We start from the raw sequence: 15,334 nt of genomic DNA, 5'->3' as shown, positions 1-15,334 counted from the left end.
AGGAGATGGGGAAATGAGTCACTACGAAACAATCCGTACGGAAATGGACCGGCTTGGGCTGGATGGAATGATTATTACGGGGGAATGGAACCGGCGGTATGTGTCGGGCTTTACGGGCAGCAACGGCGTCGTTCTGATAACCCGCGACAAGGCGGAATTCATTACGGATTACCGGTATTTCGAGCAGGCTGGCCAGCAGACGGGACTCGAGGTCGTGCTTCACGCCGAGCATACTGGGCACAAGCAGAAGATTTATGATGAAGTGGCGCGTGAGATTGAAAGGCACGGACTGAAGCGCGTCGGGTTCGAGCAACAGCACGTGAGCGTCGGAAACTTCGATCGGCTCAAAGGCCAGACTGGGGCAGAACTCGTTCCGACGTATGACTTGATTGAAAATATCAGGATGATCAAGACGCCGGAGGAGATCGAGAAGCTCCGTGTTGCCTCCAAGATCACGGATGAGGCGTTCGAGCATATTCTCGGATTCATCCGTCCCGGGCAGAAAGAGACGGACGTGGCGGATGAGCTCGTCCGGTTCATCAAGGAACACGGCGGACATTCGGTCGGATTTTATCCGATTGTCGCGTCCGGTGTCCGTTCGTCAATGCCGCATGGCCGGGCGAGCGACAAGGTGATCGAGGATGGCGACATGATCACGATCGACTTCGGGGCGAATTACGAATGCTATTGGTCGGATATTTCACGGGTGGTGGCGGTCGGACAACCGGACGAGAAAATGCTGGAAATCCAGGACGTCGTGCTGCGGTCATTCATGAACTGCCGTAGCCAGATCAAGCCGGGCATGACCGACACGGAAGTTGACGCGAAAATGCGGGAGGTTCTAATCGAAAGCGGATACAACGAACGCTCTGGAACCGGCACCGGCCATGGCATCGGCCTGGAAGTCCACGAAAAGCCGCTGTTCTCGGTGGACACGGAAAAAGTCCTCCAGCCGGGCATGGTGATCACGATCGAACCCGGCATTTATCTGCCGGGCGTCGGCGGAGCACGTGTGGAAGACGTGCTTCTCATCACCGAAGACGGCTGTGAAGTGCTCACGCCGTCAACGAAAGAGTTGGTGATCCTGGAAGGGTCACCGGCCGGGAAATAAAAGAAGAAGGGACCATCCGGAGAAGATCCGGATGGTCCCTTTTCGGTTTGAGGGAGGGGCAGCGGGTGCCTATGATTCCACTCGGCGGGCCTACGCGCTCACTCGGTGCCCCTATGCGCTCACTCGCCCACGAATTCCGAATCCCCATAGAGAGGGGGCGGCGGGTGCCGGCGATTCTACTCAACGGGTTACCACGCCCACTCACCCTGAGAGAAGAGGGGGGAGGAAAGCGTATGATTCCACTCAGCCGCTCTACGATTCCACTCGGTCGTCCAACGCGCTCACTCACTCCATCCCTCCATCCCTCTCCCCCCAATCCCCACCAAAGAAGCCCTGCTTCCAAAGGAAGCAAGGCTCCATCACCTTCACCACTCAACCACCCATCCACTCCATCAAACGCCCTGCAGCACTTCCTTTTCCACAACCGGTTCCTCCGGCGCAATCCGCTCTTGCGCTGCTTCATACTCTTCCCAGTATTGCTGCATCTTCCGACGGCCTTCCGCCACTTCGGGGTGGAACTGGATGTGGGCTTTCCGCCTCGTCTCACCAACGTATTCGACGGCTTCCCGGAGAATGTCGTCGAGACCCTGCCGGCCGAAGTTGCGGGCGATCGAGAGGGCGGCGGCCACGCCTTGGCTCATGGCGACTTTGGCGCCTTCGATGCCGGTGATGTTGCCGGCGACGTAGAGGCCGTCGACCGGGGTTTCCATTTGTTCATTGTGCAGCGGAACGTATCCGCCGAGTTCGTCGATGTGGTGGAACGGGCAGCCGGTGAGGCCGATCAGTTCGGCGAGCGGGTACAGGCCGCCGGCAATGCAGACGAAGTCGGCGTCGATGCGCTGTTCGCTTCCCGGGACTACTTGGCCATTCGTTGTGACAGTGGCAAGGATGACGCCCTCGACCTGTTCCGTGCCGCAGATTTCGATGACGGCTTTGCGGAGCATGACCGGGATGCCCCACATTTTCACGCCGCCTTTCGGATAAAACGTGATGCCGAGTTTCTTCATGAAGTCGTTCTGCATAAGCTTGCTGCCGAACTGGACGAATTTGGACGGGGCCATGTGGGACACATGAAGCAAGGAATCCATGACGCCAGCAGGATTCGCACCGTCTTTGTTCACTTCGTTCATCTTCGGCAGGGCGATGGCGGCGACGTCGATGCCGGCGATGTTCAGCTCCATGGCGATCGCCGAAGACAACACGCTCACACCGATGATGACACCGCGGCTGCCCGGCTTCACCCGGTGCACGTTCGTCATGACCTGTGCGGCGCCGACGCTCATGACGCCGGGCAGCGTCCAGCCCGGGATGGCGACCGGCGATTCGGCCGCACCCGTCGCGAGCAGGAGGGACGGCGCCGTGAATGTTTCGCGGTCCGTGTACACATGCCAGAGCCCGTCTTCTTTTTCGATGTTGGAAACGGCGGTGCCGAGCCGGATGTCAAGGTCTAGCGCAGCCGCCCGTTTTTCGAGCTTCCTCGTTTCCTCGATGCCGTTCCACCATTTTCCGCCGGGTTCTTCATAGAGCTGGCCGAGCAGACGGCCGCCTGGCTTCAGGTATTCGTCGAGGATGAGAACGGACAGCCCGCATTCCGCCGCGGTGATGCCGGCAGAAAGTCCCGCAGGACCGCTTCCGATGATGATCAGGTCAGCCATTGTTTTTCCTCCAATCCCGCACCGGTGCGTCCAGCTGTCCGCCGCCCGTGACGACCATGCCGTCTTTGACCGGGGTGAGGCACGCCCGCATGCCCTGCACGCCGTCCACCGTCACCCGGCATTCGAAGCAGTGCCCGATGTTGCAATAAATGCCGCGCGGGCTGCCGCTTTCCTCGTGCCGGCGAAGCGTCCGCACGCCGTTGGCCAGAAGCGCTGCCGCGATCGGTTCATTTTCGATGCCTTCATATTCCTTCCCATTGAAGAGGAAACTCACTTTCGGCGAAGTGTCCAGCTTGCCGAGAACCGAATGATCCAGAATTCGTTCAGTCATGGCCGATCGCCCCCAGATCACCAAAATGAACCGGACGCACCGGCGGCTGATACTTCAGCGTGACTTGCTTGGAATCCCGTTCGGTTACGGTGCAGGCGACGGCGTCCACCATATTCCGGCATGTCCTTCCGCCGCAGTATCCCATTCCCGCGCGGGTGCGGAGCTTCAGTTCGCGTGCGTTGCACCCGTATTCATTGGCGGTCTCCACCAGTTCTCCGTATGTCACTTCTTCGCATCTGCATATGATCATGTCCTTGTCGGTCATTTCAAGATCCCCCCTGGTCCCAGACTTTTTGCTCTCCCTGAATCATTGCAAGTTTCATGCCAACCGTCACAGGGTGATGCCGAGTTTGTTCATCCGGTTGTAAAGGGTGGCGCGGGTGATGCCGAGGTTCGAGGCGCACAGCTGTTTGTTGCCGCCGGCGTTTTCCAATTCACGCACGAGGACGGCACGCTCGTACTCCTGTAGCTGCTCGGCGAGGGTTCCGCTGCCGTTTTTGGCGGGCAATTCCGCTTTTTCCCGGACAGCCGGCTCGGTGATCCGTTCGATTTCGGCCGGCAGGTCATCGGCTTTGATTTCGCCGTTGTCCGAGAAAATGACAAGCCGTTCGATCACGTTGCGCAGTTCCCGGATGTTGCCCGGCCAGTCATGCTTCAGCAGAGACTGCATCACTTCCTGGGATACGCCGTGGATCGGGCGGTTGTACTTGACCGAAAACTCATAGAGGAAGTAATGCGAGAGTTCCAGAATGTCTTCGATCCGGTCGCGGAGCGGCGGGATTTTGATGTTCACGACGTTGAGCCGGTAGTACAGGTCTTCGCGGAATTTCCCTTCATCCACAAGTTCTTTCAGGTTGCGGTTCGTCGCAGCGACCACACGGAAGTCCACTTCGATTTCCTTCGTTCCCCCGACACGGAAAAACCTCTTTTCCTGAAGAAGACGGAGGAACTTCACTTGCATCTCGAGCGGCATCTCGCCGATTTCATCGAGAAATAAAGTCCCGCCCTTTGCGAGCTCGACTTTTCCTTTTTTGCCTTTTGCGTCGGCGCCGGAAAAGGCCCCCTTTTCATAGCCGAAGATTTCGCTTTCGAACAGGCTCTCGGAAATGGCGCCGCAGTTGATCGCGATGAACGGGGCATCGCCGTTTTCCCTCAAGTGATGGACGGCTTTGGCGAACAGCTCTTTCCCGGTGCCGCTTTCCCCGTTGATCAGGATGCTGGCCATTGTGCGGGCGGCCTTCGTCGTCAGATCGATTGTCCGCTTGAGTTCCCGGCTGTTCCCTTTTATATAAGAGAACGGATCGGCAGAAGAAGACGTTTTCCGGATCTGTTCCTCCAGCCTGAACAGCTTTTCGGATGTGCTGTGCAGTTCATTGTTCAGGCGGATCTGGCTGGTGATGTCGGTTTCCGCGACGACCGCCCCGACGATTTCCCCGTCGAGGAGAACAGGGTTTGAGTTGATGAGCACGACGAGGTCTTCCCGCGCATGGTGCTGCTGATGAAGGACGGAGGAGCCGTCCTGGAGCGATTTCAGGATTTCCAGCTGATCGGAACGGAAGAAGTCCGTGATCGGCCTGCCGAGTATGTCCTCATCCTTCACCGAGAAGATGTCCTCCGCACCGCGTGTCCAGTGGACGACCCGGGCCTCCTCGTCGATGACGGTGCATGATTCATTGATCGTTCCGAGGATCGTGTTCAAATAAGCGCACTTCCGCTTGAACGCTTCCAGCATCGTCAGGGCGATGGTCTCGTAACTGAGATGGCCGATTTTATTCCCGTCTTCATCTTCGACGAGCAGGTATGGGTAATCTCCGAGCAGTGCGAAGGCTTCCTCAAGCGGCCGGCCGATTCGGACGGAAAGCACGGACGTCCCGAGAGTTTCTTCTTCCGGGACGGTAGGGCTCATGAACGGGTCGATTTCAAGCGGCTGTTTAATCATCTGGACGGCTCCTCCTGTCAAATTTGTTAGTCACTGTCCAATATATTTTACAGGAGCCGGCGCTGGAATCAATAGAATATTTAAATTAAAGGAACATTCCGGGTTGGCATGCCTCTTGCATAGTTAATAGGGCAGGCAAGGAATCCAAGAAGGGGGAACGTCATGTCATCCCAAATCAATCGTGATGTTGTCGTGATCGGCGGCGGAATCATGGGCGCCGCCATTGCATACTACGGGTCAAAATCAGGACTCGATATTACCGTTCTCGAGAAAGGGTCGCTTGCGAGCGGCACGTCTTCACGGTGCGACGGCAATATTCTCGCCATCGACAAAGACCCGGGCTTTGACAGCCAGATGTCGCTCGTGAGCCAGCAGCTTGTCCATGAGCTGAGCAGTGAACTCGAGATGTCGTTTGAATACCGCAATCCCGGCAGCATTCTCGTCTGCGAGAACGACGCGGAAATGGAAGCGGCCCAGCAGTGGGTCGACCGCCAGCTTGCAGCAGGGCTCGACTTTAAAATGCTCGACCGGGAAGACCTGCGCAATGAATCCAAGTTTTTTGCGGACGATCTGTACGGCGGACTGGAATGCAAGACGGATTCAACGGTCAATCCGTACATGTTGACGTTTTCGATGTTTCATTCCGCCAAGAAGCAGGGCGCGCGCATTCATACAAACACCGAAGTGACGAACCTCCGGAGAAATCCGGACGGGACGTTCACCATCGAGACAAACGGCGAGACATTCACCGCCAATCGAGTCGTCAATGCCGGCGGTGTCTGGGCCCCGCGGATCGGATCGATGCTCGGCGTCAACGTGCCGATCTATCCGAGGAAAGGGCAGCTCATCGTTGCGTCGCGCCAGGAAATGGTCGGCCTCCGGAAAGTCATGGAGTTCGGCTACTTGATCTCTAAGTTTGGCGGGGAGCGGGTCGTGGACGAGATGACCGAAAAATACGGCGTGGCGCTCGTGTTCGAGCCGACGGAAAGCCAAAACTTCCTCATCGGAAGCAGCCGCCAGTTCGCCGGATTCAATACGAAAGTGAATCATGAAGTGACCCGCTACATTGCGAAGCGGGCGGTGAGATTCTATCCAAAAATCGCCGATATGACGGTCATCCGGACATACGCGGGCCTGCGGCCGTGGACGGAAGACCATCTGCCGATCATCTCGGAAGTCGAGGGGATACCGGGCTTCTATATCGCGGCAGGACATGAGGGGGACGGTATCAGCCTTGCGGCGGTGACCGGAAAAGTGGTGGAAGAAATGCTGAACGGCAAGGAGACATGCATCCCGACGGATTCTGTCCGCCTGAGCCGGTTCAAGGAAAAGGTGGGGGTTTAAATGAAGTGCCAGCGGGTGTTCCAGACGATTGACACGCATACCGGCGGGAATCCGACACGGACCGTCATCAGCGGACTGCCGCCGCTCGACGGAAACACGATGTCCGAGAAGATGCTGGACATGCAGAACCGATACGACTGGATCCGGAAGTTCCTCATGAACGAGCCGAGGGGGCACGGCGTCATGTCGGGTGCGCTCATGACGGATCCGTGCCATCCGGATGCCGATGTCGGGGTCATTTATATTGAAACGGGCGGCTATTTGCCGATGTGCGGCCATGACACGATCGGGTTCTGCACAGCGCTCGTCGAAGCCGGTCTGATTGAAGTGAAGGAGCCGTTCACGGATATTAAAGTCGACACGCCGGCGGGACTCGTCGACGTACGTGTGCGGGTCGAGGACGGGAAGGCGAAAGAAGTGACATTCGAAAACGTGCCCGCCTTCCTGCTGAAGTCAATTGAAATCGACGTTGACGGAATCGGGCGGGTCGAAGCGGACATTGCATACGGCGGCAATTTCTACGGGATCATCGACGCCCGCAAGCTTGGGCTGACGCTGACGGAAGAACACGCTTCCGAAATCATCAACAAAGCGATCACGATCCGCAATGCGATCAATGAGCGGGAGGAAATCGTGCATCCGCAGTATCCGTTCATCAGCGGCCTGACGCACATCGAATTTTACACGGATCCCGTTCATCCGGAGGCGGATGTGAAGAACACGGTCGTCGTCCCGCCCGGCGGCATCGACAGGTCACCGTGCGGCACGGGCACCTCCGCCAAGCTGGCGACACTTTACGCGCAGGGGGAGATCGGGCAGGATGAGCCGTTCGTACATGAAAGCATCGTCGGCACCCTGTTCCGCGCCCGAGTGCTCGGCACGACGGACGCTGGGGGCAAGGAGGCGGTCCTGACGGAAGTGTCCGGCTCCGCATGGATCATGGGGATGCACCGGTTTTATTACAATGAACGCGATCCGCTGCGGGAAGGTTATCTGCTCATCCCGCCGATGGATCATGAAGAAGCGGCTCCGGCAGCTGCAAAGGAGGGAGTCTAAATGGAGTTTTCAAAACTATACAGCTCGATTGACGCCCATACGGCGGGTGAGGCATACCGCATCGTCACCCGGTCGCCGATCCTTCCAGCCGGAAAAGACCTGAAAACAAAGGCAGCTGCACTGGCCGAAGGATACCGGACGGAAAAGAACCTGCTTCTCAATGAACCGCGCGGCCACCGGGGGATGCACGGCTGCGTCATCACCGAATCGGCGGACGCGGACGCGAGATTGCTGTTTTTCGTCCATGACCGGGTAAGCGCATTCAAGTATGAAGGGATCATGGCGGCACTTGCCGCCCTGCTGGAAACCGGCAATCTGGCCCGGACGGAAAATGATGAGTACACGGTCGATACCGTGACGGGGATCCACCGCGTGAAAGCGGATATGTCGGGAGACGAAGTGATGTCCGTGACGGCGGTGAGCCGCTCGGCAGAAGTGTCGGGTGAGCCGGAGCGGCCGTCTGTCTGCATCGACGGGGAACGGAATTATTTGATCTACCCGCTGCCGGCGGACATTCCGGCGATCAAGTTGGAGCATCTCGCGGCCCTGTCGGACTGGGGGGCTTCAAAGGCACGCGAACTGACAGATGAAGGGGTTTCATTCAGCGCCGTCATAGTCGCAGAAAAGCTCGGCGACGGCCGGCTGCGCTCGGTGACTTTCGAGCCGGACGGCTACATTTTGCGCTCGCCGGGCATTGACAGCACACTGGCTCTCCTAGCAGAACAGGCAAAAAGAACGGTCGCCCAGAAGCTGGAAAATGAAAGCATCTTCGGCAGCTCACTCACCGCGGAACTTACGGACGAAGCAAGTCTCGCCGGCAAGGTGACCGCCGAGCCGTTTGTCACCGGTACACACGACTTCGTGTTCGACCGCGAAGACCCGCTCGAACAAGGCTTTGTCATCGCGTGAATATTAGACGGGCATAGAGCCATGCCCGCGGAAAGCATCCGCCTGAAGTGGAAATCAACACTATATGAAGTGAGTCGCAAGGGGATGGGGGAGACACGGCCAATAAAAGGAGGAATGTGATGGAAAGCGAAAAGCGGTTGCCGACGCTCGGCGAAATGTTGTTTGTACTCATCGGATTCACGGTGATCATGTTCATGTTCATCGTCAAGTTTGAAATCTCGATCCAGCTGGCGCTGCTCACGACGTGGGCGCTCATCATGCTGGTCGGCCTGAAGATCGGCTACAACTACAAGGAAATGCAGGACGGCCTGCTGAGGGGGATTTATGACGGGCTTGAGTCCATTCTGATCCTCATCTCGGTCGGTGCACTCATCGGGACGTGGATTGCGGGAGGGGTCGTTCCGTCGATCATCTACTACGGGCTGACGGTCATCAATCCGGCCATCTTCCTGTTCGCGGCATTCCTGATCTGTACGATCACGTCAGTTGCGACCGGCACGTCGTTCGGTTCTGCCGGGACGGCCGGGATCGCGATGATGGGCATCGGTGCGAGCTTCGGCTTCCCGGTGCCGCTCGTTGCGGGTGCGGTCATTTCGGGCTGCTACGTCGGCGATAAGCTGTCGCCGCTCTCGGACACGACCGTCATGACGGCGTCCCTGTCCAAAGTGGACCTGATCGACCACATCAAATCGATGCTGACGGCGAGCACGCCTGCGTGGATCATCACGGCGCTCCTGTTCCTCGGCGTCGGATTCTTCTACCGGGGGAGCGGCGACATGAGCTCCGCGACGGAGACGATGGCGGCGCTCAAGGAATACTTCAACATCGGCTGGTATATGGTTGTTCCGGCGGCGGTCGTCATCTTGCTGCTGGCGCTGAAAAAGCCGGCGATTCCCGTCATTTTGTTCGGCGCGCTGCTCGGCTCTCTCTGGGCTTTCCTGTTCCAGGGCGTGAGCGCACTCAATGCGGTGAACATCCTGTACGCCGGCAACACCATCCAATCCGGCGTGCCGTTCATCGACAATCTGCTCAACCGGGGCGGCATCGTGTTCATGCTCGACGTGATCGTGCTGATCATCTTCGCGCTCGGTGTCGGCGGCCTGATGGAAAGAATCGGCGTCCTGAAAGCGGTCGGAAACTACCTCCTCCGCTGGGCGAACAACAGCGGAAACCTGACGCTGACGACGATCCTTTCCGCATTTTTCGGCAACTTCTTCGGCGGTGCCGCTTATGTGTCGGTCATCACGGGAAGCAAGATTACGGCCGACAGCTATGATCGGCTGCACATCGACCGCAGAGTGCTGTCCAGAAACACGGAAGCCGGCGGGACGGTGACAACCCCGATGGTACCGTGGTCGGACGGCGGCGTGTTCATGGCGATGACGCTCGGCGTATCCACATTGAGTTACCTGCCGTTCCTCTGGTTCAACTTCCTGGCGCTCATCATCTGCCTCATTTACGGCTACCGCAATATGTTCATCTGGTATACAGACCCGGACGCGGAACCGGTCAAACGGACCCGCTCGGGCAAAAAGCTTTCGGTCTCTTAAATAAAATCTCAACCAACTGAATGGAGGAAATGAACATGAAAAAACTTGAAGGTGCATTCCCGGTATTGGTCACTCCGATGAACGAAGACGAAACGGTGAACTATGAAGGATTTGCGCAAAACATCGAGAAGTTCATCGTGGAAGGCGTGGCGGGCCTCTGCATCAACGGCAGCACGGGCGAATTCGTCAGTCTCACGAAAGAAGAGCGCTTCAAGCTTGCTGAAACGGGCGTGAAGCAAGTCGCGGGACGCGTGCCGCTCATCATCGGAACGGCCGCCGAGACGACGAAAGATGCGATCGAGTACACGAAGCAGGCGGAAAAAGCCGGTGCTGATGCTGCGCTCCTCATCAACTCGTACTATGCACACCCGAAAGAAGACGAAATCTACGCGCACTTCAAAGCGGTCGCGGAATCGGTTTCGATTCCCGTCATGATCTACAACAACCCGTTCACATCCGGCGTCGACATCAGCACGGAAACCATCCTGAAGGTCGGCCGTGACGTTGACAACATCACGCATATCAAAGAATCGAGCGGCGACATCCGCAAGGCCCGCGACATCGCACGCCAGGGGAAAGGCGACCTGAAGGTGTTCTGCGGATCCGAAGACCTCGCCATTGAATCCCTCCTCGTCGGAGCGACCGGCTGGATTTCGGTTTCCGGCAACATCGCACCGCGGCTTGTGACGGACTTGTACAACGCGGTCCAGGAAGGCAATCTCGACAAGGCGTGGGAGCTGTATGACCGGCTTCTCCCTCTCTGCGAATTCCTGGAAGGCTCCGGCAAATACGTCCAGATCGCGAAACGTGCGATGGAACTCAAAGGCTGGTCGGGAGGCCCTTGCCGCCTGCCGCGCCTGCCACTTTCGGCCGAAGAAGACGCCAGGCTGAAAGAACTGATGGACAGCCTTGAAACCGTCAGCCAATAAAAAGGGGGAGAACAACGATGGAAGCAGTGAAATATAACCTGAAGCCGAAAGTCCGTGAGTTCCTTGCGGGAACAAAAGGCCTGTACATCAACGGTGAATACATGGAAGCGAAAAGCGGAAAGACATTCGACGTGATCGACCCGTCTACGGAGGAAGTCATTGCAAAAGTGAGCGAAGCCCAGGCGGAAGACGTGGACGCGGCAGTTGCCGCCGCGCGCAAGGCGTTCGATGAAGGCGAGTGGACGAAGATGGAATCCGCCGAGCGGTCGCATCTCATCTACAAGTTCGCGGATCTGCTTGAACAGAACCGCGAAGAGCTGGCGCAGCTCGAGGCGCTCGACAACGGCAAGCCGTACGAGACGGCGCTTGCAGACGATGTGGACGGGACGGTCCAGCATTTCCGCTATTACGCGGGGTGGGCGACGAAGCTGTTCGGCAAGACGACGCAGATCTCGCCGGATTATGTGACGTATACGGTGCATGAGCCGGTCGGCGTTGTCGGCCAGGTCATCCCGTGGAATTTTCCGCTCGTGATGGCGGCCTGGAAGCTCGGTTCCGCGCTTGCGGTCGGCTGCACGGTCGTCATCAAGCCGGCAAGCGAAACGCCGCTGTCTCTTCTTTACGCGGCACGGCTGTTCAAGGAAGCGGGCTTCCCGGACGGTGTCGTCAACGTCGTTCCGGGTGCGGGCCGGGTTGCGGGTGAGGCGATTATCACGCATCCGGATGTCGACAAAGTGGCCTTCACGGGCTCGACGGCGGTCGGCAAGGAAGTGATGAAGAAGGCGGCGGACCAGCTCAAGGGCATCACGCTCGAGCTCGGCGGAAAGTCGCCGGCGATCGTCCTGGAAGATGCAGACCTTGAGGAAGCGATCGAGGGCACGTTCAACGGCACGATGTATAACCACGGCCAGAACTGCAGTGCCTGCACGCGTGTGTATGTCCACCGCAGCCTGTATGATCAAGTTGTCGAAGCACTCGCCAAGAAGGCGGAAGCGCTGAAAGTCGGACCGGGACTCGATCCGGAGACGGACATGGGGCCGCTCGTATCGGCCAAACAGATGCAGACAGTGCTCGGCTACATCGAGAAAGGCAAAGAGGAAGGTGCACGCCTCGTCGCGGGAGGCGGAAAAGCGGCGGACAAGGGCTACTTTGTCCAGCCGACGATCTTTGCCGATGTCAAAGACGACATGACGATCGCACGTGAAGAGATTTTCGGGCCGGTCATGGCGGTGTTCCCGTTTGATACGGAAGAGGAAGTCATCCGCCGGGCGAACGACAGCGACTACGGGCTCGCCGCAAGCGTCTGGACGACCAACATCAAGAAAGGCCACCGGATAGCAGGCAAGCTGCAGGCCGGCACCGTCTGGGTGAACGACTTCGGCCTCGAGTGGGAAACGATGCCGTTCGGCGGCTACAAGCAGTCGGGAATCGGCCGTGAAATGGGCGGGGAGTACGGGCTCGCCAACTACACGGAAGTGAAAAGCGTATTCGTGAACATCAAGGAAGATTAAGGATTTTAATTAAGTCAGAAAAGTCTGAAACGTGTGTCGGAATTAGCGTATAATAGAACCATGACTCGTTAATTGACCAGAAGGGGATGGGCAAATGATGTCAGTCATCGAATTTTTGGGGATTGCCGCAGGGGTGGCAATCCTGGTTCTCCTGATTTCCTTTGGACTTGAGAAGCTGTCAGGGAAAGTTGCCGGCAGGAAGCTCGGCAGGAACATGCGGATCACGGTTTCGCTCGGTCTAGCGCTGGCGTTGCTCGGTGCGGCGACGATGGCGGCCGGCCATCCGTTCCCGTTCCTCGTCGCACTTCTCGTCGGCATGGCCATCCTGCTCAACCGCTACTGGATGGGCCACTTCTCGGAAGAACAGGCGTGAAGACGCAACAGAAAAACCCGCAGGAAACGCGATGGATTCGCTTCCTGCGGGTTTTTCATATGGTTTGTTCAAACGGAAAGTTGTTTGCGGATGCTGGATGACGGGATGTTCAGCTCTTCCCGGTATTTGCTGATCGTCCTGCGGGAAATGGAGATGCCTTCGTCCTGCTTTAAATAATCCGCCAGTTTTTGGTCGGAAAGGGGCTTGGATTTGTTTTCCCCGTCCACAAGCTGACGAAGCAGGCTTTTCACCTTGTTTTGTGAAACGACATCCCCGTCCGAAGTTGACAGCTTGGAGCTGAACAGGCTGCGGAGTTCGAATGTGCCCGCAGGCGTCCGGATCGTTTTGCCGGAAACCGCACGGCTGACGGTCGATTCGTGCATGTCGATCTCGTCGGCGATTTCTTTCATGGTCAGCGGCTGAAGAGAACAAGGGCCGCCCGTGAAGAACCGGAGCTGCTTTTCCAGAAGGACGCCGACAATCTTGATGATCGTGCTCCGCCGCTGGTCAAGGCTGTTCTGGAGCCAGCGGAATTTGCGGTACTGATCCGTCAAATAGTCCGTCGCCTCATTTTCCGACGACAGGAGGGAGAGGTAGTCGGGATTCATCCGGAGCTCCGGAAGATGCCGGTCGTTCAGGCGGAACGTGAGCCCTTCGGCCGTTTCTTCGACAATTACATCCGGCGTCACATAGTCCGGCTTGAAGTCGGAGATGAACCCGCACGGTTTCGGCTGAAGCGAACGGATCAGCTCCTGCGCCTCTTTCACGGCCTTCAGCGGAATCTCAAGCAGTGCGGCCATCTCGCTCCACCGGTTTCGCGCAAGCAGGCCGAAATGGTCGCGGATGATGGATGCGGCCGGGCCGTTGTCGCCGATCTGCTCCAATTGAAGAAGCAGGCATTCTTGGAGAGAGCGGGCGCCGATGCCGGCCGGGCCGATCTGCTGAAGGAGGCGGATGCCATGGTCGATCGTGTCTGTGCATAGGGCTTCTTCATCGGGGAGCCGGAGGTAGCCGTCGTCATCGAGGTTCAGAATCAGCATCTGCACAAGCGCCAGGTCTGCTTCATCCTTGAAGGTCATCCGGGCAACTGCGCACAGCTCATCCCGGAAAAGCGGCTCGGTTCCTTTCCAGCATTCCGGCAGCATCCCGTGCCGTGTCCCTCCGGCCGGCCGGACCCCGAACGGCCGCTCGTCGAACGTTCCGGCCGGCTCCTGCAGTTCGATAAGCGGATTGTCCGTCTGCTGCTCGATCAAAAATTGCTCAAGTTCGTATGTGGTGTATTGTAAGATTTCAATCGCCTGACGCAGTTCCATCGTCATGACCAGCTTGAGTTCCTGCCGCTGGGTCATTGCAAGGTTCATTGTTGTTCCCCCTCAATTCCGTTGGAAGCGCTTACTGTGGATTGCCTATTATTATATCACCGCTTTCAGCCTATTTCGACACTTTATTGGAATAATAAAATCCCGGAGCCCTTTTGGACACCGGGATTTTCGTATTCAGCCTTCGGATCCGACGATGCGAAGCTCCCTCGGGAAGGAAGTGAGCACTTCCGCTTTTCTGTCTTCGCCGATAAAGACCATGTCCTCGATTCTCACGCCGATCTTGCCGGGGATGTAGATGCCGGGCTCGATCGTGAACACTTGCCCGGGTGCGGCTTTGTCTTCGTTGTGGCCGTGGACGGACGGGGCTTCATGGACTTCAATGCCGACCCCGTGGCCGACCCGGTTGTTGAAGTACTCACCGTACCCGGCCTCCGCGATCACATCGCGGGAAGCCCGGTCGATGTCCGCAAACGCCGCGCCTTCCCGGGAAGCCTCGATGCCGGCCATCGTAGACTTCAGGACAATGTCATAAATCTTTCGGGTTTCCGCGCTTGCCTCGCCGACGACGAACGTCCGGGTGATATCAGAGCAATACCCGTCTTTCACGACGCCCATGTCGATCAGGATGACATCCCCCGACCGGAACCTGCGCTCGCCCGGATTGCCGTGCGGCAGGGCGGCCTTCTCGCCCGCCAGCACCATCGTGGAAAACGACGGGCCGTCCGCGCCGACTTTCCGCATGAGGAACTCAAGCTCTGCGGTCAGTTCGCTTTCCGTCATGCCGACCCTGATCTTCCGGGCAGCGCCTTCCATCACTTCCTCGATGAGGCGGATCGCGGTGCGCAGCTTGTCCAGCTCTTCCGGCGACTTTTTCAGGCGAAGTCGTGCCGCGAGCGCGCCGACATCCTGCACCTCAAGCTCCGGGTAAGCCCCGGACAGAAGTTGATACCGCTCGTACGAAAAGACCGATCCTTCAATTCCGAGCTTGCCGGAAAGGGAACCCGCCGCTCCCTTGATCTTCTCAAACGGCAGCTCATCATCCGAAATCGAAATGAGGTTCTGCACATCGGACGCCTCCTCGGCAGCCGAAAGGTCCAAAGCCGGCACGAACAGAATCTCCGGGCTGCCATCCGTGCGGAGCAGCAGCCCCATGAACCGCTCGTGGGGATCGGAATGAAACCCTGTGAAATAAAACACATTCGCCGGAGACGTGATCAGCGCACCCTGCAGTCCCTCCGACTGAAGCAGCTCTTTCAGCTGATCGCGTCTTTCTGAATAAATGGGTGTCATGGTGGTTCCTCCTT

General features: G+C 57.9%; 14 protein-coding genes. 8 read left to right on the top strand and 6 right to left on the bottom strand.

Going from position 1 to position 15,334, the window contains the following annotated elements; all coding sequences use genetic code 11:
• The first annotated feature begins 13 nt into the window (after positions 1 to 13).
• On the top strand, positions 14 to 1,111 hold the full coding sequence (locus tag B0B07_RS03910; protein ID WP_076757038.1) for a M24 family metallopeptidase: 1,098 nt from the start codon (positions 14 to 16) through the stop codon (positions 1,109 to 1,111).
• Between the two features lie 392 nt (positions 1,112 to 1,503).
• Here B0B07_RS03910 and B0B07_RS03905 read toward each other — a convergent pair whose 3' ends face one another.
• From B0B07_RS03905 to B0B07_RS03890, 4 genes are all read right to left on the bottom strand, one after another.
• Entirely contained in the window at positions 1,504 to 2,766 is a 1,263-nt protein-coding gene (locus B0B07_RS03905) for an NAD(P)/FAD-dependent oxidoreductase (RefSeq protein ID WP_076757037.1), read from the bottom strand.
• A complete protein-coding gene (locus B0B07_RS03900) occupies positions 2,759 to 3,097 on the bottom strand; it encodes a (2Fe-2S)-binding protein (RefSeq protein ID WP_076757036.1) in 339 nt (112 codons plus the stop codon). The genes B0B07_RS03905 and B0B07_RS03900 overlap by 8 nt, the downstream gene beginning before the upstream one ends.
• A complete protein-coding gene (locus B0B07_RS03895) occupies positions 3,090 to 3,362 on the bottom strand; it encodes a (2Fe-2S)-binding protein (RefSeq protein ID WP_076757035.1) in 273 nt (90 codons plus the stop codon). The genes B0B07_RS03900 and B0B07_RS03895 overlap by 8 nt, the downstream gene beginning before the upstream one ends.
• Positions 3,363 to 3,428: 66 nt before the next feature.
• Positions 3,429 to 5,036, bottom strand: coding sequence for a sigma-54 interaction domain-containing protein (locus B0B07_RS03890; RefSeq protein ID WP_084186531.1), 1,608 nt, complete (start codon positions 5,034 to 5,036; stop codon positions 3,429 to 3,431).
• A 162-nt stretch (positions 5,037 to 5,198) separates the two neighbouring features.
• On the opposite strand from B0B07_RS03890, the gene B0B07_RS03885 reads away from it, so the two are divergent.
• The 7 genes from B0B07_RS03885 to B0B07_RS03855 all read left to right on the top strand — a co-directional run bounded on the left by B0B07_RS03885 (position 5,199) and on the right by B0B07_RS03855 (position 12,708).
• The gene (locus B0B07_RS03885) at positions 5,199 to 6,380 is read left to right on the top strand and encodes an NAD(P)/FAD-dependent oxidoreductase (RefSeq protein ID WP_076757034.1); all 1,182 of its coding nucleotides are present in this window, start codon (positions 5,199 to 5,201) and stop codon (positions 6,378 to 6,380) included.
• A complete protein-coding gene (locus B0B07_RS03880) occupies positions 6,381 to 7,436 on the top strand; it encodes a proline racemase family protein (protein WP_076757033.1) in 1,056 nt (351 codons plus the stop codon).
• The gene (locus B0B07_RS03875; protein ID WP_076757032.1) at positions 7,437 to 8,345 is read left to right on the top strand and encodes a proline racemase family protein; all 909 of its coding nucleotides are present in this window, start codon (positions 7,437 to 7,439) and stop codon (positions 8,343 to 8,345) included. It begins immediately after the preceding gene.
• 119 nt (positions 8,346 to 8,464) lie between these two features.
• A complete protein-coding gene (gene nhaC / locus B0B07_RS03870) occupies positions 8,465 to 9,895 on the top strand; it encodes a Na+/H+ antiporter NhaC (protein ID WP_076757031.1) in 1,431 nt (476 codons plus the stop codon).
• A gap of 35 nt (positions 9,896 to 9,930) precedes the next feature.
• Positions 9,931 to 10,824 (top strand): 4-hydroxy-tetrahydrodipicolinate synthase, encoded by an 894-nt coding sequence (dapA, locus tag B0B07_RS03865; RefSeq protein WP_076757030.1) that lies wholly within the window; start codon positions 9,931 to 9,933, stop codon positions 10,822 to 10,824.
• A 17-nt stretch (positions 10,825 to 10,841) separates the two neighbouring features.
• Positions 10,842 to 12,335 carry an aldehyde dehydrogenase family protein gene (locus B0B07_RS03860; RefSeq protein WP_076757029.1) on the top strand — a complete coding sequence of 498 codons (1,494 nt, stop codon included), beginning with the start codon at positions 10,842 to 10,844 and terminating at the stop codon, positions 12,333 to 12,335.
• A gap of 94 nt (positions 12,336 to 12,429) precedes the next feature.
• Positions 12,430 to 12,708, top strand: coding sequence for a hypothetical protein (locus B0B07_RS03855; RefSeq protein WP_076757028.1), 279 nt, complete (start codon positions 12,430 to 12,432; stop codon positions 12,706 to 12,708).
• 68 nt (positions 12,709 to 12,776) lie between these two features.
• Here the strand turns inward: B0B07_RS03855 and rpoN are convergent, their stop codons facing one another.
• Together rpoN and B0B07_RS03845 are read right to left on the bottom strand one after the other, a co-directional pair.
• Positions 12,777 to 14,069 (bottom strand): RNA polymerase factor sigma-54, encoded by a 1,293-nt coding sequence (gene rpoN / locus B0B07_RS03850; RefSeq protein WP_076757027.1) that lies wholly within the window; start codon positions 14,067 to 14,069, stop codon positions 12,777 to 12,779.
• Positions 14,070 to 14,204: 135 nt separating this feature from the next.
• Entirely contained in the window at positions 14,205 to 15,320 is a 1,116-nt protein-coding gene (locus B0B07_RS03845) for a M24 family metallopeptidase (protein ID WP_076757026.1), read from the bottom strand.
• Between the last annotated feature and the right edge of the window lie 14 nt (positions 15,321 to 15,334).

It is taken from the genome of Edaphobacillus lindanitolerans (assembly GCF_900156305.1).
Classification (GTDB): Bacteria; Bacillota; Bacilli; order Bacillales_A; family Planococcaceae; genus Bhargavaea; species Bhargavaea lindanitolerans.
The sequence above is the reverse complement of the archived record's forward strand: the minus strand, read 5'-3'. Positions and strand labels throughout refer to the sequence as shown.